We start from the raw sequence: 20,677 nt of genomic DNA, 5'->3' as shown, positions 1-20,677 counted from the left end.
GCGCGACTGCATCGCATAAGCCTTTCCTGGCGCGGCGAAGCCCGGCATGCTGGCGCGATGGCGCGACGTCTGAACGTACAGCGACTGGCGACGGTGCTGGGGATTCTGGTCCTCGCGCTCGGCGCCGTGTGCGTGTTCGCGGCCACGCGCGGCGCGCGATGGGGCGCGGCCCCGCCCGAGCCGGGCGAGCGGGTCGCGGCCCAGGTCAAGGCCCAGCGCGGCGCCCAGGCCGAGGTCCGCTACGTCGTCGCCGGGCGGGGTCCGGCCCTGTGCGGCTATGCCGGGTTGAGGGGGCAGGAGGCGGTGACGGCCTTCGTCTCGCGTCCCAACCGCATCCTGTTCGCCGACGATCCGTTGCCGGAGGAGTTCAAGGCCATGCAGGATCGCGACTGCCCCGGCTTCCTGACCGCGCCTCCCCGACCGGCGGCGGCGGCGTGAGCGCGCCGGATCTACCTACGGCGGGCCGCTTCGAGGGGCGCGAGCATCGCCTGCCGGTGCGCGTCTATTACGAGGACACCGACTTCACCGGCCTGGTCTATCACGCCAACTACGTGCGCTATTTCGAGCGGGGGCGGTCGGACTTCCTGCGGCTGACCACGGCGGGCCATGCCGAACTCCTGGACGGGGATACCCCCAGCGCCTTCGTGGTGGCGGAGATGGGGCTGAAGTTCCTGAAGCCGGCGCGGATCGACGACGCCCTCGTGGTGCGCACCACCTATGACGCCGTGAAGGGCCCGCGCCTGTTCATCCGCCAGCGCATCACGCGCGGCGACGAGATCCTGTGCGAGGCCGAGGTGACGGCGGTCTGCATCCGGCTGGACGGACGGCCCATGCGCCCGACCCAGGCCCTGATGGACGGCGTCCGCCCCTGGCTGGCGGCGGGTGCGGCGGTCTGACGCGGACGGGTTTTCCGCATTTTAAGACTGGTCGGGTCTGTTGAGGACTGAAGCAGCGCCCTCCGGTGCGCCCAATCTCGGCAGGACTCCGCAGTTGAAGACTCTCTCCTCCCTTTCGCTCGCCGCAAAGGTGACGACCCTGATCGTCGTCGCCCTGACCCTGCTCGGCGGGACGTTGCTGGTCGCGGCCCCCCTGCTGATGACGCGCGAGGCGGAGGCCAGGGCGCTGGAGCGGCAGGAAACCAATATGAGGGTCGCGTGGGAGGTCCTCGGCCGCCACGGCAGCGCCTTCTCCGTTCGCGGCGACGCCCTCTACGTCGGGGATACGAGGCTGAACGACAATTTCGGACCGGTAGACCGCATCAAGACCCTCGTCGGCGGCACGGCGACGGTGTTCCAGGGCGATGTGAGGGTGACCACCAACGTCTCCAAGCCGGACGGCTCGCGCGCGGTGGGAACCCAATTGGCCAAGGGCCCCGTCTATGACGCCGTCCTGCGTGACGGCCGTCCGTATCGCGGCAAGGCCGATATCCTGGGGACCCCTTTCTTCGTCGCCTATGATCCCATTCGCGACGCGTCCGGCGGCGTGATCGGGGTTCTGTATGTCGGCATCCCCCAGGCGGACTTCATGGCCTCGGTGACGGCGACGCGGAACTGGCTGCTGGGTCTCGGCCTGGCGGTGGTGCTGATGACGTCGGCGGCGGGGGTCTTGCTGTGCCGGCGCATGTTCCGTCCGCTGGGCGCCCTGGGCGAGGCGATGAGCGGACTGGCGCAAGGCCGCACGGACATCGAGACGCCCGGCGTCTCGCGTCAGGATGACATCGGCCGCATGGCGCGGGCCGTCAGCGCCTTCCGCGACGCCGAGGTGCAGCGCCGACGTCTGGAAACCGAGGCGGATGCGGCGCGCGCGGAAACCGAGAGCGAGCGCCGGGAAGCCGAACGTCTGCGTGCGGTCGAGGGTCAGGGCGATCAGGCCATCATCCTCGCGCTGAGCCAGGGCCTGGAAGCCCTGGCCGACGGAGACCTGACGCACAGGATCACAGCGGACCTGCCGCCCAAGGCCGAGCGGCTGAAGGCCGATTTCAACCTGACCGCGGAACGGTTGGGCGGCGTGCTCCGCGCCGTCGCCCGGGCGGCGGACATGCTGAGTTCAGGCGCCGGCGAGATCCGTTCCGCCACCGACGACCTGTCCCGCCGGACCGAGCAACAGGCTGCGGGTCTGGAGGAGACCGCCGCCGCGCTGGACGAGATCACGGCCACGGTGCGTCAGGCCGCGACGGGCGCCGGACAGGCGGACGAAGCCGCGAGAGCCGCGCGCGAGGCGGCCCAGGCCGGCGGCGACGTCGCCCGGCAGGCGGTCGAGGCGATGAGCGAGATCGAACGCTCCTCGTCCGAAATCAGCCAGATCATCGGCGTCATCGATGAAATCGCCTTCCAGACCAATCTGCTGGCCCTGAACGCCGGCGTGGAGGCCGCGCGCGCGGGCGACGCAGGTCGGGGCTTCGCCGTCGTCGCCTCGGAAGTTCGGGGGCTGGCCCAGCGTTCGGCCGACGCCGCCAAGGAGATCAAGGGCCTGATTTCCATTTCCGGGGCCCGCGTCGGCGCCGGCGTGAATCTGGTCCGGCAGACCGGCGGAGTCCTCGACGGCATCGTGCGTCAGGCCGCCGCCATCGACGACCTGGTCGCCGAGATTTCCGCCTCGACGCGCGAGCAGTCGACAGGCCTCGGCCAGATCAACCAGGCGGTGAACCAGATGGATCAGGCCACGCAGCAGAATGCGGCCATGGTCGAGCAGACCACCGCCGCCAGCCATCGGCTCGCCGACGAGGCGCGGCGGATGACCGATCTGCTCTTGCACTTCCGTCTTCCGGCCGAAGACATGGGGTCTGGCGGCCGTCTGGCGGCCTGACGTCGATTCGGAAGGCGACATCCACGGCCGAAGGGAGTAGGCTGGTGCCATCGCGAGCCGGAGACCCTGGGCGTTCGCGGCTGGAAGAGATCGGTGACGCACGCCGCACACTTTCGCCTCTCAGAGCGGAAGTCCTGCCGTGGAATACGAAGTCGAACGCGAATCCGCAGACGGATCCCGCTCCGTTCAGGCCCTGATCTTCGGGGATGTCGTCGAAGCCTATGACCACTGCGTCGCCGGACTGGAGGAGGACGCCAGTCTGAAGGCCGTGCACCTCGGCGTCGCCGGCCGGCGCATCCATTCGGTGAAACGCAGACCCTAGGGGCCCGATCGGTCGCGGCGGGATCGCGTCGCGATTTGGCGCCGGCCGACCTCGCATATCGACAAATCGTCCCCTCCCGCGCGCATCGGCTTGACGGCGACGCGCGGCGCGGGCTTTGACGGCCTTACTATCGTCACGGCGCCGGTTAGGGTCGTGGTCCTTGCGAACCCGCATCGCCAGAGAGGCTCCATGGTCGAACCCGTCGCCGAATCCATGATGAACCCGGTCGCCCTGTTTCTGGCCGCCGACTGGGTGGTGAAGGGGATCATGATCGGCCTGGCCGTGGCCTCGGTCTGGTCGTGGGGCGTGATCCTGGACAAGGCGGTCCGCTTTGCCTCCCTGAACCGCCAGGCGGACGCCTTCGAGAACGAACTGGCCTCCGGCCGGTCTCTGGAGGAGATCGCCCAGAAGGCCGGCCCGAACCCGGAGCACGCCCTGCCGCGCATGCTGGTCTCGGCCCTGTCCGACTGGCGCGAGACGCGGGCGCGCGGCGCCCTGACCGAACAGCAGGGCAATCTGCTGATCGCCCGCATCGACCGGTCGCTGGATTCGATCATCGCCCGCGAGAGCCAGCGGGTCGAGAACGGCCTGGGCGTGCTGTCGGTTGTGGCCACCTCCTCGCCCTTCATCGGCCTGTTCGGCACGGTGTGGGGCATCATGCGGGCGTTCGGCAGCATCGCCTCGGCGGGCAACACCAATCTGACCACCGTGGCGCCGGCGATCTCCGAGGCCCTGTTCGCCACGGCCATCGGCCTGGCGGCGGCCATCCCGGCCTATATCGCCTACAACAAGTTCTCGATCGACGCGGGCAAGTTCTCGGGCCGTCTGGAAAGCTTCGCCGACGACCTTCAGGCCGCCGTGGCGCGTCGCCTGGGCTCGTCCGCCTCGGCCGCCGCCTCCTCGCGCCGGGACGACTGACATGGCCATGGGTGGAGGCGCAGGCGCTGGCCATGTGCGCGGACGGCGACGGCCCAAGAAGCGGCCGCTGAGCGAGATCAACGTCACCCCCCTGGTGGACGTCATGCTGGTGCTGCTGATCATCTTCATGATCTCGGCCCCGCTGCTGACCACCGGCGTGCCGGTCGAACTGCCCAAGACCGAGGCCGGCGCCGTGCCGTCGGACAATGAGCCCGTCACCGTCTCGATCGACCAGTCCGGCGACATCTTCATCGGCCAGGACGCGGTCACGTTCGAGCGTCTGCTGGACCGCGTCGGCGCCGAGGCGGGCGAGACGGGCAACGGCGAAAAGCCCATCTTCGTGCGCGCCGACGGCCGTGCGCCCTATCAGGCCGTGGCGCGGGTCATGGCGCGGCTGTCGGCCGGGGGCTTTTCGAAGCTGAACCTGATCACCGACACCGCCGGCGGAAGCACGCCCGCGACCCCGATCGCCGATCCCGCCGCCGCAGGGCCGGGTGAAGCGGGGCAGGGTGAATCCGGGCAGGGCGACTAGATATTGGCCGCCCGGGCGAAATCCTCTCCGGCCCTCGTCGTTTCGGCCCTGCTGCACGCGGGGGCGTTGGGCCTGCTGTTCGTCGCCTGGCCGCATGACGACCTGCCGACGCCGCCTGACGCCGTGCCGGTGTCGATCATCTCCAGCGAGGTGATCGAGGCGGCCGCCCCCGACAATCCGTCCGAGCAGCTCATCACCGACGACGGCGCCAGCGCGCCCGTCGAGACTCCGCCCGAGGCGACGCCCGCCCCTACGCCTCCAGCGCCCACGCCGCCGCCGCCGACGCCCCGGCCCTCGCCCACGCCCCAGCCGCGCCCGCCGGAAAAGGCCCGACCGACGCCGCCCCGGCCGCGGCCGCCGTCGCCGGCGCCCAAGCGCAACCAGCCGTCTCTGGACCTCGACGCCCTGGCCGGGCCGCCCCGCCCGCGCCCCAACCCGGGCCGTCCGTCGACCGGCGATCAGGGCGCGGGACAGGCCTCCCAGGCGACGGGGCCTCAACTTCAGGCCCTCGGGCGTCAGGTGACGCGCAACTGGAACGTCCGCGCCGTCTGCGACCTGCCCGGCGGAGATGAGCTGACCATCCGCGTGCGGGTGCGCATCGGGGCCGACGGCCGCATCCAGGGCAATCCCGTCGTCGAGGGCGGCGGCGGCGGGGCCGCCTGGCGCGCGGGGGCCGACAGCATCGTCCAGGCGCTGCGGGCGACCTCTCCGTTCGACCTGCCGGAGGGCTTCTCCGCCCAGGAGGTGCCGTTCCGGTTCGAGACCGCCACCGTCTGCCGCCGCCGATGACGATCCGGTGATCGCTTTTCAGGCTTGGGCGTTTCCGCAATGTCGCCCCAATCAGCCGCAAGCTGGCGATCGGGGATGCGGCTGGGCTAAGCTGAGCCGGGCCATGAGAATTTCGAGGGAGCCGTGATGCGTCTGAACCTTCTTCTGGCCGGCGTCGCCGCCGTGGCGACCGCCGTGTCTTCGGCGGCCCAGGCCCAGCCGACGCCGCAGATCCAGCCCGGCCAGGCCCAGCCGGTGCAGGACGTCGTCGTCGATGAAGGCGTGCTTCGTCCCTTCCAGATCGCCATCGCCCCGTTCAGCGGACCGAACGGCGCCCAGATCTCGGGCGTCCTGACCAGCGACCTGACCCGCTCCGGCTATTTCGAGGCGATCAATCCGGGCAGCTTCCTCGAGACCGGGCTGAACCTGGCCAATGCGCCCAACTATCCGATGTGGACCCGCATCGGCGCCCAGGCGGTGCTCTACGGCGCGGTGACGCCGCGCCCGGACGGCCGCAACGACGTGGGCTTCCGCCTGTATGATCCCTATCGCCAGTGCCAACTGGTCAGCTATCAGTTCACGGCCACGGCCGAACAGTGGCGCCGGATCGCGCACAAGATCGCCGACGTCGTCTATCAGCGGATGACCGGCGAAAGCGGCTTCTTCGACACCCGCATCCTGTATGTCGCCGAAAGCGGCACCGAGCTGAACAAGCTCAGCCGCCTGGCCATCGTCGATCAGGACGGCTTCAATCCGGTGTTCCTGACCGACGGCCAGGAGACGATCCTGACGCCGCGCTTCTCGTCCAACCCGGACGAGATCGTCTATATGGCCCTCGGTCGCGATTACAGCCGCATCTATCTCTACAACCTGTCGACCGGCCGGCGCGAAAGCCTGGGTCAGTTCGACGGCCAGGCGTTGGCGCCGCGATACTCCGCCGACGGATCTAGGGTGGCCTTCTCCATCATCCGGGGCGGCAACGCCGACGTCTATGTGATGAACCTGCGCACTCGCCAGCTGTCGCGCCTGACGTCCGATCCGGGCATCGACACTTCGCCCTCCTTCAGCCCGGACGGCCGCCAGATCGTGTTCAACTCGGACCGCTCGGGCTCTCCGCGCCTGTATGTGATGAACGCCGACGGCTCGGGCCAGCGACCCATCTCGCGCGGCGGCGGCAGCTATACGGCCCCGGCCTGGTCGCCGCGCGGCGACATGATCGCCTTCACCAAGTCCCAGGGCGGGCGGTTCACCATCGGGGTGATGAATCCCGACGGCTCGGGCGAGCGGGCCCTGTCGTCCAGCTATTTCGAGGAAGGTCCCTCCTGGGCGCCCAACGGCCGCTATCTTATGTTCGCGCGCCAGACGCGGGGCGGCTCCACCAATCTGTGGATGGTGGACCTGTCCGGCAGGGTCATCGCCCAGTCGGCCTATCAGGGACGCGGGTCCGACCCCGCCTGGTCGCCGCTGCTGGACGCGCCCCCGACCAATCTCGGCCTGGGCCAGGGGCCGGACAGCTGCCCGGCCTGACCATTTCCGGATACGCCCGATACGCGAATCCGGTCTCACACGGAGCCTAACCGCTCAAGAGTGCGTTATCGCCGGGCATAGCGCCACCATTTCGCCACCCGACGCCGTAAAGGCTAAGCTTCAGACGCCGAACGCCGCCGCGAACGGCGAGGGGAACCGACAGGAGACGACCTTGATGAAGACCGACACCCTGATCCGACTGGCCGTCGCGGGCCTGATGACCGCCTCGATCGCCGCCTGCACCAAGAAGCCCCCCGTGGAGCCGGCCGTGCCGAACACGCCGACCGCCCCGACCGGACCGGTCTATCCGGGTCCGTCGACCGGCCCCGTCACCGGCGGTCCCGCCGGCGCCGTGCGCCCCGGCTCGGAACAGGACTTCGTCGTCAACGTCGGCGACCGCGTCTATTTCGACCTCGACAGCTATCAGGTGAACCCCGAGGCCTATGCCCGCCTCGACGCCCAGGCCCAGTGGCTGCAACGCTATCCGCAGATCATGGTCCGCATCGAGGGCAACGCCGATGAGCGCGGCACCCGCGAATACAACCTCGCCCTGGGCGCCCGCCGCGCGGAATCGATCCGCACCTATCTGATCAACCGCGGCGTCCCGGCCAGCCGGATCGACACCATCAGCTACGGCAAGGAACGTCCGATCGCCGCCGGGTCGAACGAGGACTCCTGGGCCCGCAACCGCAACGGCCATACGGCGATCGTGTCGGGCGCCTACTGAGCCCCCTGCGGTAGACGAAACGTGAAGGGCGTCGGATCGAAAGGTCCGGCGCCTTTTGCATGTGCGAGCCTTGCCGCCGGACGCCGGGCGCGGCAGTTTCCCGGCCTCTCGGGGGAGTTCTGCGTATGGATATCGAAGGGGCGGGCGGAGCGGTGACCGGCGGTCTGGTCGCGGCCGCCGTCGAAAAGCCGACAGGACACGCCGGCGAGGACCACGTCGGAACCTGTTCCGACTGCGGCGCCGAGACGAGCGGGAACTTCTGCGCCAACTGCGGTCAGCCGACCCATGTGCACCGCACCCTGCTGCACCTGGGCGAGGAGCTGCTGCACGGCGTCATGCATTTCGACGCCCGCATCTGGCGCACCCTGCCCCTGCTGGCGTTCAATCCCGGCCGGCTGACCCGCGAATGGGTCGAGGGCAAGCGCACTCGCTATGTCTCGCCCCTGGCGATGTTCCTGTTCACCCTGTTCGTGATGTTCTTCGCGCTCAGCTTCATGCCTCAGCCGGAGGCGCGCATCGAGCCGCTGTCGGAACGGATCGCCGGCCAGCGCCTGGCCCTCGCGGAATCGGAAAAGGCGGTGACGGAGGCCCGCGCCGAGCTGGAGAATGCGGGCGATGCGCCCGGCGCCAGCGGGGTCGCCTCGGGCATGCTGGCCGCCGCGGAAGGCGCCGTGCTGGTGCAGAAGGACCGCCTGGCCAAGATGGAGAAGGAGGCGGTCGAGGGCCGCAAGGACGGGCTGGTGTCGGGCAGCTGGCAGGCCGCCCTGGCCGACATGAACCTCCAGCCGACCGAGGGGGACAAGGCCACCGGCATGACCATGACCGTGCTGAAGAAGCTGAAGAACCCGGACCTGGCCGTCTATAAACTGCAGCAGACGATGTACAAGTTCGCCTTCCTGCTGGTGCCCCTTTCGATCCCGTTCGTGGCCCTGCTGTTCCTGTGGAAGCGAAGGTTCACCCTCTACGACCACGGGGTCTTCGTTCTCTATTCCCTGACCTTCATGGCCATACTGCTGATGGTCATCGTCCTCGCCTTCACCGTGAATTCCAGCTTCGGCGGCCTCGTGCTGGCCGTCGCCTCCCTGGCGATCCCGGTCCACGTCTTCGCCCAGCTGAAGGGCGCCTACAGCCTGGGGATCTTTTCCACCCTGTGGCGCACGACCTTCCTGCTGACCTTCTGCAACATCGTGGTGGCGCTGTTCATCGTCGCCATCGTCTATCTGGGGCTCGGCCACTGAGACCGCTTCAGGATCGCCTTGCGGCGGCCCCAAATCGGTGGAACCTGTAACGTCATGAAGATGAAGTCGTCCAAGATCGGAAACCGCACCCGCGTCGCCCTGCTGGCCGGCGTCGGCCTCAGCCTGGCCGCCGGGGTGGTGGTGTCCCAGACCCAGCCCCTGCCGGCCGTCGAATGGGACGTGCGCCGCCTCGACACCCTTGACCGCAATGTGCGCCGCCTCGAACGCGCCCTGACCCAGCGCAACTCGGTCGGTCAGCCCGTTCTGGTCGAGCCCGATCCCGAGGTCGTCCAGCTTCAGGCCCAGGTCTCGACCATGGACCGCCGCCTCGGCGACATCGAACAGACGTTCCAGCGGATGAACGCCGACAATGAGCGGCTGACCTTCCAGTTGGACGAGCGCGCCCGGGACGCCCAGACCCTGCGCGCCGCCCTCGGCCGCGCCGAAACCCGCATCAAGGCTCTGGAAGACGCCGCCGCCGCCCAGGCCGCCGCCGCCGCCCGCGCCCAGGCCGAGGCCGAGGCCGCCGCCCGCGCCGATCCTGACGCGGCCCTGGCCGCCGCAGTCGCCCTGGTCGCCACCGATCGCGCGGCCGGGATCGAGGCGCTGGAACAGGTCGCGGCCACCTGGCCGGCCGACCCTCAGGGCCGGGAGGCAAGCTGGCGGCTGGGCGACGCCCGCCGTTCGGGCGACGATCATCCGGGCGCGGTTCAGGCCTATGCGGCGGCGCTCCGCGACTGGCCCACGGCGCCCTGGGCCGGAGAAACGACGATCAAGCTGGCCCGGTCGCTGGTCGCCACCCGGCGGAATTCTCAAGCCTGCGCGGCGCTGGCGGAGTTCAACCGCCGCTACGCCGCCTCGGCCTCGGCCCAGCTCAAGTCGATCGCCACACGCACGGGGACCGAGGCCCGCTGCTCCTGATCCCGGACGGCCCTGAGGGGCTGGTCACGCGCGTCGTGGCGCGGCTCGACGCCCGGCTGAGCGGCCCGGCCTCGGCGCCCGTAGCCCTGGCCCTTTCCGGCGGCGGCGATTCCCTGGCCCTGCTGCACCTCGCCGCCGACTGGGCCGAGGCGCGGGGCCGTCGGCTGCTGGCCGTAACCGTCGATCATGGCCTCAATGCCGACAGCGCCGCCTGGACGCGCCGCTGCGCGGACATGGCCCGCGCCGTCGGCGCCGACTGGGTCGGTCCGGTCTGGACCGGGGACAAACCGACGACCGGCCTGCCCGCCGCCGCCCGCGCCGCCCGCCACGCCCTGATCGCCGAGGCGGCGCGTGAAGCGGGCGCGCACGTCATCCTGTTCGCCCATACTCTGGACGACATTCGGGAAAGCGACCGCATGCGGGCCGAGGGCGCCAATCTGGGACGGTTGCGCGACTGGTCCCCGTCGCCCGCCTGGCCAGAGGGGCGCGGCCTGATGCTGTTGCGGCCGCTGCTGGAGGAAGGCCGCGACACCCTCAGAGCCTTCCTGACCGCGCGCGGCGGCGGCTGGATCGAGGATCCGGCCAACGACGACCCGCGCCATCACCGCGCGCGGGCCCGTCGGGCTCTGGCGTCGGAGGCGCCGGTCACGCCGTCGGAACCGGCCACGGAGGCGCGCACCGTGTCCCTGTCGCCCCTTCCGTTCGGTGCGGGTTTCGTGACGGATCGGGCGGTTCCGGCCGCCGCCCTGGCGATCCTGCTGCTGTCGGCGTCGGGCGGCGTGACCCCGCCGCGCGGCGACCGTCTGGCCCGGCTGGTCCAGCGGCTCAGGGCCGGGGAGGGGGTCTCCGCCGTCCTGGCCGGGGCGCGGGTGCAGACCGAAGGCGACCGGGTCCTGATCGCACGCGAGCCGGGCGAGCGGCGGCGCGGCGGCCGGACCGAAGCCCCGCTGGTTCTGCCCCCCGGCCGCGCCGTCGTCTGGGACGGACGGGTCGAACTGACGGCGGAGACGCCGGGATGGCGTGTCGTCCCGGCGGCCGGTCGGCTGAACCGTCTGTCGCGCGCCGATCGTCTGGCGCTGTCGGCGCTGCCGTCGTGGGCGCGGGGCGCGGCGGCCGTCCTGATCCGGGACGAGGCGGATGCGCCGGTTCTTGCAGGTGCGGCCGGGGCGGCGCGCTTCCTGGCGCCGCGACGGGCGTTGCTGGCGCTCACGGCCAGGGGATTTCGGGTGCAGCCACCGCTTTCAGACGGCGAAACGACGCAGGAAGGCGCCCTGTTCGATCCCGTGCATGGCGAAACGCCGACGACTGACCTATTTTCAAACGCGAATGAGACATCGGCGCCGCATGATCGCGCGCCCGAGGACCGGAAACCGATATGAACCTGCGTACCCTCGCCATCGCGGCGCTCGTCGTTCTGGGCCTGGCCGGCTTCTACGCCGTGTCCAGCCAGAGCGGAGGCCTGACCCTGCCGAACCTGGCGCCCAAGGCCGTCGCGCCCGCCGCCGCCCCCGCCGCAGACGGGGCCGCGCCCGCCGCCGGTCAGCCCGCCGCAGCGCCCGCCTCGGGCGAAAAGGCCGCCGCCAAGGCCGCCCAGGGTCGTCGCGAGGAGATGAGCTATTCCCAGCTGATCGCCGCCATCGACGGCAAGACCATCCGCCAGGTCCTGGTCCACGGCGACCGGATCGAGGGCGTGCGCAAGGACGGCACGCGCTTCTGGGCCATCACCACCCTGCCGAACGAGGGCATCGTCGAGGCCATCCGCCAGTCCGGCGCGGCGGTCGAGATCAAGACCACCCGCCAGTCGATCTTCGTCTCCCTGCTGGGCCTGATCCTGCCGATCCTGGTGATCGTGGCCATCTGGATCTTCTTCATGCGCCAGATGCAGGGCGGGGCGCGCGGGGCCATGGGCTTCGGCAAGTCCAAGGCCAAGCTGCTGACCGAGCACAAGGGCCGCAAGATGTTCTCGGACGTCGCCGGCGTGGACGAGGCCAAGGACGAGCTCCAGGAGGTCGTCGACTTCCTCAAGGATCCGGGCAAGTTCCAGCGCCTGGGCGGCAAGATCCCCAAGGGCGCCCTGCTGGTCGGCCCTCCCGGCACCGGCAAGACCCTGCTGGCCCGCGCCGTGGCGGGGGAGGCGGGCGTGCCCTTCTTCTCCATCTCCGGTTCGGACTTCGTCGAAATGTTCGTCGGCGTCGGCGCCAGCCGCGTGCGCGACATGTTCGAACAGGCCAAGAAGAACGCCCCCTGCATCATCTTCATCGACGAGATCGACGCCGTCGGCCGCCATCGCGGCGCCGGTCTGGGCGGCGGCAACGACGAGCGCGAGCAGACCCTGAACCAGTTGCTGGTCGAGATGGACGGCTTCGAGGCGTCCGAGAACATCATCCTGATCGCCGCCACCAACCGTCCCGACGTTCTGGACCCGGCCCTGCTGCGTCCGGGCCGCTTCGACCGTCAGGTCGTGGTGCCCAACCCTGACGTCTCGGGCCGCGAGCAAATCCTGCGCGTCCACATGAAGGACGTGCCCCTGGCGCCCGACGTCAACACCAAGACCATCGCGCGCGGGACGCCCGGCTTCTCGGGCGCCGATCTGGCCAATCTGGTCAATGAGGCGGCCCTGATGGCGGCGCGCAAGGATCGCAAGATGGTCACCCATCGCGACTTCGAGGACGCCAAGGACAAGGTGATGATGGGCTCGGAGCGTCGCTCCATGGCCATGAACGAGGAAGAAAAGCGCCTGACCGCCTATCACGAGGCCGGCCACGCTATCGTCGCCATCAACGTCAAGATGGCCGATCCGGTGCACAAGGCCACCATCGTCCCGCGCGGCCGCGCCCTGGGCATGGTGATGCAGCTGCCGGAAGGCGACCGCTATTCGATGAAGTACCAGCAGATGGTCGATCGCATCGCCATCCTGGCCGGCGGCCGGGTGGCCGAGGAGCTGATCTTCGGCAAGGACAACATCACGTCGGGCGCCTCCTCCGACATCGAACAGGCCACCAAACTGGCCCGCGCCATGGTCACCCGTTGGGGCTTCTCCGACGTGCTGGGCACCGTGGCCTATGGCGAGAACCAGGAAGAGGTCTTCCTCGGCCACTCCGTCGCCCGCAGCCAGAACGTCTCGGAAGAGACCGCCCGCATCATCGACGCGGAGGTCAAACGCCTGGTCACCTCGGGCTGGGACGAGGCGCGCCGGATCCTGACCGAAAAGGCCGAGGACCATGAGAAACTGTCCCAGGCCCTGCTGGAATGGGAGACCCTGTCCGGCGAGGAGATCCGCGACCTGCTGGAGAAGGGCGCCGTTCCGAACCGGGACGACAACAGCTTCCCCAACGCCGGCCCCTCGGTCTCGGTGCCGATCACCCCGGTGTCGGACGGCGTGGACACCCAGCCCACCGTCCACTGAGACGGCCGCCGCTGAATCCCTGTCAGGGCCTCGCCGGAAACGGCGGGGCCCTTTCGTCGTCAGCCGCGCGCCTTTGCACGCACGTCCTCGATCTGGTCGAACAGGCGGCGTCCGTTCTCGACGCCGATGAACTGAGGCGTGTCCGACAGGGCGGGGACCCACAGGGCGAAGCTGGCGCGGAACGACCGGGAGCCGAACAGGCTGAACATGCTGGGCGCCGGGCCGAAGATGATGTCGGCGCGGTCGCCGCGCGGCCGGAACCGGATCTGGCTGATCCGGCCGATCTCCAGCGCCGTCAGATCGCCGCCCCGCCTCAGGATGATCACCCGGCGATCGGTCACCGCGTATTCGATCCGCGACCGGATCCAGGCGTCATGCGCCAGCCGGCCGACGGTGATGTAGACGGCGACCACCAGAAAGATCAGGGGGAACAGGCTGAACGGAAACGGCGCGGCGCTGAACTCGCGCCATCCCGCCCCGAAGACGGCGAGAACCCCGCCGCCCCACAGCAGGCCGAACGGCAGCATGAAGGCGTCCTGGACGTAGAGTCGGATCCCCTGCTGCGGCCGGCCCTTCCACAACAGTTTCTCGTCGCCGCGGACATAGCCGCCGATGTCGCCGCTCACCGGCATGCCTCCACACAGGCCCGCGCCAGCACCTCGGCCGAATCCGCGAACGCCACGGTCACATCCTCGGCCGACAGCAGTAACGGAACCTCCGTGCATCCGGCGATCACCGCCTCGGCCCCGCGTCCGACCAGTTCGGCCGCCAGCGCCGCCATGGCCGCCCGCGCCTCCGGGCCGACATCCCCCGCCTTCACCCCCTGGATCAGCGCCAGCAGCGTCGGACGGCCCTCGCCCTCGGGCAGGACCACGGCCGCCCCGGCCTCTTCCAGCGCCGCACGATACAGCGCTTCCCCGCCGGGCGTCGCCAGAACCCCGACGGTCCGCGCCCCGCTGCCGATCGCGACCCTGGTCGTCTCGGCGATCATGTCCACGAACGGCAGGCCCGCCGCCCGGATGCCGTCGGCCGTCGCATGGGCGGTGTTGCACGGCATGGCCAGAACCTCGGCGCCCATGGCCTTCAGCCGCTCGGCCATCCGCCCCAGCTCCGCCGTCGCCGCCTCCGGCTCGGCCATCCGGTCCGGCACGCGCGGGTTCAGGTCCATCAGCACCCGGACGTGATCCGCATCGCGCGAGGCGGGCGTCGCCGCCTGCAGCTTCATCAGAAAGTCCGTCGTCGCCGCCGGCCCCATCCCGCCCAGAACACCCAGAACCTTCATCGACGCCTCCTCGTGAGCCCTCGCCGCCTCAGGCGACGCGCTTGCCGTGTGAGGCCTCGCGGCGTGCGAACACCCGCGTGACCTCTTCCATATTCTCCGTCCCCCAGGTGCACAGCGGCACGAGAGCCTGGGCCAGGCTGATCCCCAGCGGGCTCAGGCTGTAGTCCACGCGCGGCGGGATTTCCCTGTAGTCCGTCCGCTTCACCAGTCCGTCGCCCTCCAGCTCCTTCAGCTGCTGGATCAGCATCTTGTCGCTGACATCGCGGATCGCACGACGCAGCTCGCCATAGCGGGTCGGCCCATCCTGGGCGAGGAAGTAGAGGATCAGGGGCTTCCACTTGCCCGCCACGACCCGCAGCGTCGCATCGAGGCCACAGGTGAAGCCGGGCAAGGTCGGGGTGCAGGTCTGGGTGTCGATCGGGGCGTCTGACATTTTCAGGCACTTACCAAAAGGTGCATACTTGCCGAAAGGTAGGCGCCTCGCCAGCTCCGTGCAACTCAATGAGAGGAGCACATCATGAGCAGACTAACCGGCAAGACGGCCGTCATCACCGGCGGCGGAACCGGCATCGGCCTGGGCGCCGCCAGACGCTTCATCGAGGAGGGGGCGTTCGTCTATCTCTTCGGCCGTCGGCAGGCGCAACTGGACGCCGCCGTGGCTGAACTGGGCGACAACGCCCGGGCCGTCGCGGGATCGATCACCGACCCGGCCGACCTCGACCGCCTCTATGCGACCGTAAAGGCCGAACGCGGGGGGCTGGACATCCTGTTCGCCAACGCAGGGACCGGGGCCTTCGCCCCGCTCGGCGAGATCACGCCCGAACACTATGACCAGACCTTCGACGTCAATGTGAAGGGCACGGTCTTCACGGTGCAGAAGGCGCTGCCCCTGATGTCGGCGGGCGGCTCGATCATCCTGACCGGGTCCAGCACCGGCGTCATGGGCACCCCGGCCTTCAGCATCTACAGCGCGACCAAGGCCGCCGTCCGCAACCTGGCCCGCAGCTGGGCGCTGGACCTGAGGGGGACCGGCATCCGCGTCAACGTCCTGTCGCCCGGACCGACCACGACCGAACTGGCGGCCGAGGTCCTGGGCGAACAGGGCCTCGCCGCCATCGGCGCCTCGACGGTGCTCGGCCGTATGGGCGACCCATCCGAAACCGGCGCCGTCGCCGCCTTCCTGGCCTCGTCGGACTCCAGCTTCATGACCGGCGGCGAGGTCTTCGTCGACGGCGGCCTGGCCCAGGTCTGAAGACGCTGGGCTCCGGTTCTCGAACCGGGGCCCACCTGCCCGGAATGGATCGTCGACGTCCATTCCGGGCAGGGGTTCCGAGCAGGGCGCAAACCTTCGTCGGCCTCAGCGCCGCAACGGGACATCGCGCACCCCTGCCCGTGACCAGACCTTCGCAATGTCGGACATGGGTGGGAAGCGGACGTAGCCTTACGGCCAAGGAATAGCTGAAGACGGCTCGTCCTCTTCAGCGTCTTCACTGAACCTACCTCGCTTCAACATCTGGCCCAGTGCGGCCTGCGCGAGGGGCCGGATCCTTTCGGGCCAACCAGTAGCGATGAGTTCGTCAGCCGACACCATTCTCGGCGTTGCGTCGCAAGCCTCATCCAAAGCGATGCTTACCTTAAGGATCAACGCAGCTTCATCCGGCGTCAGCGCGCTGTTAGGTCTCATGCCGTCGCCGCGATGCGGAACCCAATCGTAAAAAGCTTCGAAGTATTCTCCGGCTCCGATCTGGCGAATGTTTTCGTCACCTTCTGCTAATCCGAGCAGTTCCTCCATGATCCGGTTTCGGACACGCTGATCGATGATCCGGCTGGATGGCGTCGTTTCCATTCGATTATCTGGCATCGATGCTTCAACGTCCGCAACGGGTCGGGAGCGGACATGAAGTCGAGTGCACACACCGGACACTGAGTGTCAGAAGGCTCGCTCTCTACTCCGCACCCATACGGATACGGTAAGGCCCGGCGCGCGACGGCAGCATCCGGCCCTTCCAGCTCAACCGCACCAGACCCTCCGCCGCCATCGCGTCCACCTCGGCATGCACCTCGGGCATGACCGCGCGCCAGTCGCTCCCCGTGGGGCTCAAGGCGCGCGCCACCTCGCTGGGGCAGACGCTCGCCCCCTTCCGCCCGCGCGGCAAGCAGGGCGAGGGTCGTCTCGCGCGCCTTCATCCGCCCGCGTCGAACATCGCCTCCAGTTCGCCCTGATAGCCGAACAACCCCTGCGCCCCGCCGGTGTGCAGGAAGACGATCGTCTCGTTCTCGAACCGGCCCGACTTCGCCAGGGCGATCAGACCCTTCATCGCCTTACCGGTATAGACGGGGTCCAGCAGGATCCCGTCGGTCCGCGCCGCCAGTTTCAGCGCCTCGATCACCGCCTCGTCGATCAGGCCGTAGCCCGCGCCGACATAGTCGCAGTCGGCCACCACCATGGCGTCCGTCACCGCATCCGGCCGCCCCAGCAGGGCGGCGGTCTCGCGCGCCAGCTTCAGGACGTTGGCCTCCTGCTTGTCTTTCGGCGCCCGCACCCCGATCCCCAGCACCGGAATGTCGGCGCCCATGACCGCCAGACCGGCGACCAGGCCCGCATGGGTTCCGGCGCTGCCCGTCGCCGTCACGATGCGGTCGATCTGCATGTCCAGCTCATCGGCCTGGACCACAATCTCGCGGGCGCAGTCGACATAGCCCAGGGCTCCGATCGCGTTCGAGCCGCCGCCGGGGATGACATAGGGCCGCCCACCGCGCGCCCGAACCTCGTCCGCCGTCTTCTCCAGCTCGGCCGGCATGTCCGATCCTCCGGGCACGGAACGCAGCGTCGCCCCGAACAGCCGGTCCAGCAGCACATTGCCGTTGCGGGTGTAGTCGATCGCCGTCGATCCGGTCCGTTCCTCCAGGATGATCTCGCACTTCAGCCCGTGGGCCGCCGCGGCCGCCGCCGTCTGGCGCACATGGTTGGACTGCACCGCCCCCTGGGTCACCAGGGTGTCGGTGCCCTGTTCCATGGCGTCGCCCAGCAGGAACTCCAGCTTCCTCGTCTTGTTGCCCCCGCCGGCCAGCCCGGTGCAGTCGTCCCGCTTGATCCAGATTTCCAACCCCAGCGCCTCCGACAGCCGGAGCGCCGGCTCCAGCGGCGTCGGCAGATGGGCGAGGCGGACGCGGGGGAAACGGGCGAGGTGCATGAAGAGGTCTCCGGTTCAACAACAATGGGCCAAGGTCCGGCCCCTTCGGGCCGACCCGATCTTCCGTCACTCCAGGCGCAACACCATGTCCCAGCGATCGATGCCGGGGGCGAAGCCGTCGGGCGTCACGGTCTCCGCCTCGAAGCCGAAGCGCGCATAGAAGCCCTGCGTATGCTGGCTGGTGTTCAGGATGACGCGGCGGATCCCCGGGGTCGCCCGCGCCGCCGCGATCCGCGCCTCGGTCAGCACCCGCCCCAGACCCTGGCCGTGCAGGCTCTGGTCCACCATCCCCCAGCACAGGGCCACGCTGACGCCGTCCGGTTCTACCGCATGGCCGCCGCAGCCGACGATGCGTCCGTCGCGCTCAAGCACCTGATAGGGCCAGCGCAGCGCCTGATCGTTCAGAAAGCCGACGAAGCCGTCGCGCTCGCCGGCGTCGAAGAAGCGCGGCGTGTTGCTGTCGAACAGGGCCAGGCATCCGGCCATGTCCTCCGGCCGATAGGTGCGGGACAGGATCATCCCCCTTCCTGCCACGCCGCCCTCGCTTGACCTACCCCCGAAACGGACTACGGTCGCGCCGTTCTCCCGGGGGTCGCGCTCAAGCGGCTGAGATAGAGGTGATCCTCTGACCGGCCGAACCTGATCCGGGTCATGCCGGCGAAGGGATGGGAATGTCTTTTCCATCCGTGCACCCCGGCGCAGGCCGGGGTCCAGATCACGGGCTCTGGCCTCATCGGTCGGGAGCCGATCCTGGTTCCCGGCCTTCGCCGGGAGGCACGGTGAGAGGAGCGATCTAAGCCCGGAGTCGGCGCCCTCAACACCAGAGGCCGCCATGAACATCCACGTCACCCCGCAGAATTCTGATGTGGCTCAAACAGCGAGCGACCGCGTCGCGAGCGATAGCCACGAACCCAATGTCGATCTGTCGCTGAAAGAGGCGCGTGAACAGGTCATGGCCGAAACCGGCGCCATCCCGACCGGCGAACGCGCCGGGTCGAAGAAGGTCTATGTCTCCGGCGAACTCTACCCCGACATCCGCGTCCCCTTCCGCGAGGTCGCCGTCCACCCTTCGGCCAATGAGCCGCCGGTGACCATCTATGACTCGTCCGGCCCCTACACCGACCCGACCGTCACCATCGACATCACCAAGGGCCTGCCCCACGTGAAGACCAGCTGGCAGCTGGATCGCGGCGACATCGCCCCCGTCGCCAACCCTCGCGAGGTCAAGCCCGAGGACAACGGCCACGCGTCGGGCAAACATCTCGCCCCCCGCTTCGACACCAGCCGTCACCGCGTCTTCAAGGGCGTCGAGGGCCGCCCCGTCACCCAGTACGAATACGCCCGGGCGGGCGTCATCACGCCCGAGATGGAATATGTCGCCATCCGCGAGAACCTGCGCCGGACGCAAGTGGCGAGTGGCGAGTGGCGAGTGGCGAGCGAGGACGACGCCACCATCACCCTGCATGACGGCACGACGATCAAGGCGATGTCCCCCGACTCCTCGGCACTCGCCACGCGCCACTCGTCACTGAGAGACGGCGAATCCTTCGGCGCCAGCATCCCCGACTACGTCACCCCCGAATTCGTTCGCGACGAGATCGCCCGCGGCCGCGCCATCATCCCGCACAACATCAACCACCCCGAGGTCGAGCCGATGATCATCGGCCGCAACTTCCTGGTGAAGATCAATGCGAATATCGGAAACAGTGCTGTCCTAAGCTCGGTGGACGACGAGGTCGACAAACTGGTCTGGGCCACCCGCTGGGGCGCCGACAACGTCATGGACCTGTCGACGGGCCGCAACATCCACAACATCCGCGACTGGATCATCCGCAACTCCAGCGTCCCCATCGGCACCGTCCCCATCTACCAGGCGCTGGAGAAGGTGAACGGGATCGCTGAGGACCTGACGTGGGAGGTGTTCCGCGACACCCTGATCGAACAGGCCGAACAGGGCGTCGACTATTTCACCATCCACGCGGGCGTCCGCCTGCCCTTCGTGCCGATGACGGCCAAACGCGTGACCGGCATCGTCAGCAGAGGCGGCTCCATCATGGCCAAGTGGTGCCTGGCCCACCACAAGGAGAGCTTCCTCTACGAACACTTCGAGGACATCTGCGACATCATGCGGGCCTATGATGTGTCGTTCAGCCTCGGCGACGGCCTGCGCCCCGGCTCCATCGCCGACGCCAATGACGAGGCGCAGTTCGCCGAGCTGCGCACCCTGGGCGAACTGACCAAGATCGCCTGGGCCAAAGGCTGCCAGGTCATGATCGAGGGCCCCGGCCACGTGCCGATGCACAAGATCAAGGCCAATATGGATGAGCAGCTGAAGCACTGCCACGAGGCGCCCTTCTATACGCTGGGGCCGCTGACGACCGACATCGCGCCGGGCTACGACCACATCACCAGCGCCATCGGCGCGGCCATGATCGGCTGGTTCGGCACGGCCATGCTCTGCTACGTCACGCCGAAAGAGCACCTGGGCCTGCCCGACCGTCAGGACGTCAAGGACGGCGTCATCACCTACAAGATCGCCGCCCACGCCGCCGACCTGGCCAAGGGCCACCCTGCGGCGCGCCTCCACGACGACGCCCTGTCCCGCGCCCGCTTCGAGTTCCGCTGGGAGGACCAGTTCAACCTCGGCCTCGACCCCGAGACGGCCCGCAAATACCACGACGAGACCCTGCCCAAGGAGGCCCACAAGACCGCCCACTTCTGCTCCATGTGCGGCCCGAAATTCTGCTCCATGAAGATCAGCCAGGACATCCGCGACGCGGCCAAGGCCCAGAACGACGCGGGCGGTTCGCTGGCTGCCGCCGAGGCCGGCATGGCCGAGATGTCGGCGAAGTTCCGGGCCGGCGGCGGGGTGGTGGAGGTGAAGGTGTGAGGGTGGTCGCTTGGACCACCGCTTAGGGTCAGGACTCATAGCCAGAACAGGATGGTTGCGGCGAGGGCTATGGCGGAGAGGAAGACGGTCGGGCAGCGATCATAGCGCGTGGCGACGCGCCGCCAGTCCTTCAGCCTGCCGAACATG

The 20,677-nt window shown here is 69.2% G+C and carries 22 protein-coding genes, 1 pseudogene and 1 riboswitch; of the genes and pseudogenes, 15 read left to right on the top strand and 8 right to left on the bottom strand.

All coding sequences use genetic code 11. From position 1 onward, the window contains the following. The first annotated feature begins 57 nt into the window (after window positions 1-57). The 13 genes from ACO2Q1_RS16450 to ftsH all read left to right on the top strand — a co-directional run bounded on the left by ACO2Q1_RS16450 (window position 58) and on the right by ftsH (window position 13,164). A complete protein-coding gene (locus ACO2Q1_RS16450; RefSeq protein ID WP_423330568.1) occupies window positions 58-438 on the top strand; it encodes a hypothetical protein in 381 nt (126 codons plus the stop codon). Then, window positions 435-896 (top strand): YbgC/FadM family acyl-CoA thioesterase, encoded by a 462-nt coding sequence (locus ACO2Q1_RS16445; RefSeq protein WP_423330567.1) that lies wholly within the window; start codon window positions 435-437, stop codon window positions 894-896. The genes ACO2Q1_RS16450 and ACO2Q1_RS16445 overlap by 4 nt, the downstream gene beginning before the upstream one ends. Window positions 897-990: 94 nt before the next feature. After that, window positions 991-2,805 (top strand): methyl-accepting chemotaxis protein, encoded by a 1,815-nt coding sequence (locus tag ACO2Q1_RS16440; protein ID WP_423330566.1) that lies wholly within the window; start codon window positions 991-993, stop codon window positions 2,803-2,805. A 139-nt stretch (window positions 2,806-2,944) separates the two neighbouring features. Continuing rightward, window positions 2,945-3,127, top strand: a complete 183-nt coding sequence (locus ACO2Q1_RS16435; protein ID WP_423330565.1) for a hypothetical protein — start codon at window positions 2,945-2,947, stop codon at window positions 3,125-3,127. A 189-nt stretch (window positions 3,128-3,316) separates the two neighbouring features. Further along, window positions 3,317-4,045 (top strand): protein TolQ, encoded by a 729-nt coding sequence (gene tolQ / locus ACO2Q1_RS16430; protein WP_423330564.1) that lies wholly within the window; start codon window positions 3,317-3,319, stop codon window positions 4,043-4,045. A 1-nt stretch (window position 4,046) separates the two neighbouring features. Continuing rightward, a complete protein-coding gene (locus tag ACO2Q1_RS16425; RefSeq protein WP_423330563.1) occupies window positions 4,047-4,577 on the top strand; it encodes an ExbD/TolR family protein in 531 nt (176 codons plus the stop codon). 3 nt (window positions 4,578-4,580) lie between these two features. Beyond that, window positions 4,581-5,366 carry a hypothetical protein gene (locus ACO2Q1_RS16420; RefSeq protein WP_423330562.1) on the top strand — a complete coding sequence of 262 codons (786 nt, stop codon included), beginning with the start codon at window positions 4,581-4,583 and terminating at the stop codon, window positions 5,364-5,366. A gap of 126 nt (window positions 5,367-5,492) precedes the next feature. Then, a complete protein-coding gene (gene tolB, locus ACO2Q1_RS16415) occupies window positions 5,493-6,872 on the top strand; it encodes a Tol-Pal system beta propeller repeat protein TolB (RefSeq protein ID WP_423330561.1) in 1,380 nt (459 codons plus the stop codon). 175 nt (window positions 6,873-7,047) lie between these two features. After that, the gene (gene pal, locus ACO2Q1_RS16410) at window positions 7,048-7,599 is read left to right on the top strand and encodes a peptidoglycan-associated lipoprotein Pal (RefSeq protein WP_423330560.1); all 552 of its coding nucleotides are present in this window, start codon (window positions 7,048-7,050) and stop codon (window positions 7,597-7,599) included. 125 nt (window positions 7,600-7,724) lie between these two features. Continuing rightward, complete coding sequence (locus ACO2Q1_RS16405; protein ID WP_423330559.1) at window positions 7,725-8,837, top strand: DUF3667 domain-containing protein; 1,113 nt, start codon at window positions 7,725-7,727, stop codon at window positions 8,835-8,837. Window positions 8,838-8,891: 54 nt separating this feature from the next. Further along, a complete protein-coding gene (locus ACO2Q1_RS16400; protein ID WP_423330558.1) occupies window positions 8,892-9,758 on the top strand; it encodes a tol-pal system protein in 867 nt (288 codons plus the stop codon). A 35-nt stretch (window positions 9,759-9,793) separates the two neighbouring features. After that, a complete protein-coding gene (gene tilS, locus ACO2Q1_RS16395; RefSeq protein WP_423330557.1) occupies window positions 9,794-11,137 on the top strand; it encodes a tRNA lysidine(34) synthetase TilS in 1,344 nt (447 codons plus the stop codon). Further along, complete coding sequence (gene ftsH, locus ACO2Q1_RS16390; protein WP_423330556.1) at window positions 11,134-13,164, top strand: ATP-dependent zinc metalloprotease FtsH; 2,031 nt, start codon at window positions 11,134-11,136, stop codon at window positions 13,162-13,164. The genes tilS and ftsH overlap by 4 nt, the downstream gene beginning before the upstream one ends. Window positions 13,165-13,223: 59 nt before the next feature. Here ftsH and ACO2Q1_RS16385 read toward each other — a convergent pair whose 3' ends face one another. From ACO2Q1_RS16385 to ACO2Q1_RS16375, 3 genes are read right to left on the bottom strand one after another with little or no spacing between them, the layout of a single operon-like run. Beyond that, window positions 13,224-13,790 carry a hypothetical protein gene (locus ACO2Q1_RS16385; protein WP_423330555.1) on the bottom strand — a complete coding sequence of 189 codons (567 nt, stop codon included), beginning with the start codon at window positions 13,788-13,790 and terminating at the stop codon, window positions 13,224-13,226. Then, a complete protein-coding gene (locus tag ACO2Q1_RS16380) occupies window positions 13,787-14,446 on the bottom strand; it encodes an aspartate/glutamate racemase family protein (RefSeq protein WP_423330554.1) in 660 nt (219 codons plus the stop codon). The genes ACO2Q1_RS16385 and ACO2Q1_RS16380 overlap by 4 nt, the downstream gene beginning before the upstream one ends. Before the next feature lie 28 nt (window positions 14,447-14,474). Next, window positions 14,475-14,879 carry a winged helix-turn-helix transcriptional regulator gene (locus ACO2Q1_RS16375; protein ID WP_423330553.1) on the bottom strand — a complete coding sequence of 135 codons (405 nt, stop codon included), beginning with the start codon at window positions 14,877-14,879 and terminating at the stop codon, window positions 14,475-14,477. Between the two features lie 84 nt (window positions 14,880-14,963). On the opposite strand from ACO2Q1_RS16375, the gene ACO2Q1_RS16370 reads away from it, so the two are divergent. Next, entirely contained in the window at window positions 14,964-15,698 is a 735-nt protein-coding gene (locus ACO2Q1_RS16370) for an SDR family NAD(P)-dependent oxidoreductase (RefSeq protein WP_423330552.1), read from the top strand. 189 nt (window positions 15,699-15,887) lie between these two features. Here ACO2Q1_RS16370 and ACO2Q1_RS16365 read toward each other — a convergent pair whose 3' ends face one another. From ACO2Q1_RS16365 to ACO2Q1_RS16350, 4 genes are all read right to left on the bottom strand, one after another. Next, on the bottom strand, window positions 15,888-16,292 hold the full coding sequence (locus ACO2Q1_RS16365; protein ID WP_423330551.1) for a hypothetical protein: 405 nt from the start codon (window positions 16,290-16,292) through the stop codon (window positions 15,888-15,890). Between the two features lie 100 nt (window positions 16,293-16,392). Beyond that, on the bottom strand, window positions 16,393-16,548 hold the full coding sequence (locus ACO2Q1_RS16360; protein ID WP_423330550.1) for a DUF3253 domain-containing protein: 156 nt from the start codon (window positions 16,546-16,548) through the stop codon (window positions 16,393-16,395). A gap of 81 nt (window positions 16,549-16,629) precedes the next feature. Next, entirely contained in the window at window positions 16,630-17,640 is a 1,011-nt protein-coding gene (locus tag ACO2Q1_RS16355) for a D-cysteine desulfhydrase (RefSeq protein WP_423330549.1), read from the bottom strand. Window positions 17,641-17,706: 66 nt separating this feature from the next. Then, the gene (locus ACO2Q1_RS16350; protein WP_423330548.1) at window positions 17,707-18,159 is read right to left on the bottom strand and encodes a GNAT family N-acetyltransferase; all 453 of its coding nucleotides are present in this window, start codon (window positions 18,157-18,159) and stop codon (window positions 17,707-17,709) included. Window positions 18,160-18,215: 56 nt separating this feature from the next. Further along, window positions 18,216-18,324: riboswitch (TPP riboswitch) on the top strand. A gap of 268 nt (window positions 18,325-18,592) precedes the next feature. On the opposite strand from ACO2Q1_RS16350, the gene thiC reads away from it, so the two are divergent. Then, window positions 18,593-20,530, top strand: coding sequence for a phosphomethylpyrimidine synthase ThiC (thiC, locus tag ACO2Q1_RS16345; RefSeq protein ID WP_423330605.1), 1,938 nt, complete (start codon window positions 18,593-18,595; stop codon window positions 20,528-20,530). 35 nt (window positions 20,531-20,565) lie between these two features. On the opposite strand, the pseudogene ACO2Q1_RS16340 reads toward thiC, so the two are convergent. Next, a pseudogene (locus ACO2Q1_RS16340) lies at window positions 20,566-20,677 on the bottom strand (IS5/IS1182 family transposase); the annotation flags it as partial.

Source organism: Brevundimonas sp. VNH65, assembly GCF_049445955.1.
GTDB lineage: Bacteria > Pseudomonadota > Alphaproteobacteria > Caulobacterales > Caulobacteraceae > Brevundimonas.
Note: the sequence above shows the minus strand (reverse complement) of the source record. Positions and strands in the feature narration are given on the sequence as shown.

Coding starts and splice junctions, on each gene's coding strand:
- tolB (WP_423330561.1), top strand. CDS start 5,493: ATGCGTCTGAACCTTCTTCTGGCCGGCGTCGCCGCCGTGGCGACCGCC.
- ACO2Q1_RS16370 (WP_423330552.1), top strand. CDS start 14,964: ATGAGCAGACTAACCGGCAAGACGGCCGTCATCACCGGCGGCGGAACC.
- pal (WP_423330560.1), top strand. CDS start 7,048: ATGAAGACCGACACCCTGATCCGACTGGCCGTCGCGGGCCTGATGACC.
- ACO2Q1_RS16425 (WP_423330563.1), top strand. CDS start 4,047: ATGGCCATGGGTGGAGGCGCAGGCGCTGGCCATGTGCGCGGACGGCGA.
- ACO2Q1_RS16375 (WP_423330553.1), bottom strand. CDS start 14,879: ATGTCAGACGCCCCGATCGACACCCAGACCTGCACCCCGACCTTGCCC.
- ACO2Q1_RS16350 (WP_423330548.1), bottom strand. CDS start 18,159: ATGATCCTGTCCCGCACCTATCGGCCGGAGGACATGGCCGGATGCCTG.
- tolQ (WP_423330564.1), top strand. CDS start 3,317: ATGGTCGAACCCGTCGCCGAATCCATGATGAACCCGGTCGCCCTGTTT.
- ACO2Q1_RS16405 (WP_423330559.1), top strand. CDS start 7,725: ATGGATATCGAAGGGGCGGGCGGAGCGGTGACCGGCGGTCTGGTCGCG.
- ACO2Q1_RS16400 (WP_423330558.1), top strand. CDS start 8,892: ATGAAGATGAAGTCGTCCAAGATCGGAAACCGCACCCGCGTCGCCCTG.
- ACO2Q1_RS16355 (WP_423330549.1), bottom strand. CDS start 17,640: ATGCACCTCGCCCGTTTCCCCCGCGTCCGCCTCGCCCATCTGCCGACG.
- ftsH (WP_423330556.1), top strand. CDS start 11,134: ATGAACCTGCGTACCCTCGCCATCGCGGCGCTCGTCGTTCTGGGCCTG.
- thiC (WP_423330605.1), top strand. CDS start 18,593: ATGGCCGAAACCGGCGCCATCCCGACCGGCGAACGCGCCGGGTCGAAG.
- ACO2Q1_RS16380 (WP_423330554.1), bottom strand. CDS start 14,446: ATGAAGGTTCTGGGTGTTCTGGGCGGGATGGGGCCGGCGGCGACGACG.
- ACO2Q1_RS16365 (WP_423330551.1), bottom strand. CDS start 16,292: ATGGAAACGACGCCATCCAGCCGGATCATCGATCAGCGTGTCCGAAAC.
- ACO2Q1_RS16450 (WP_423330568.1), top strand. CDS start 58: ATGGCGCGACGTCTGAACGTACAGCGACTGGCGACGGTGCTGGGGATT.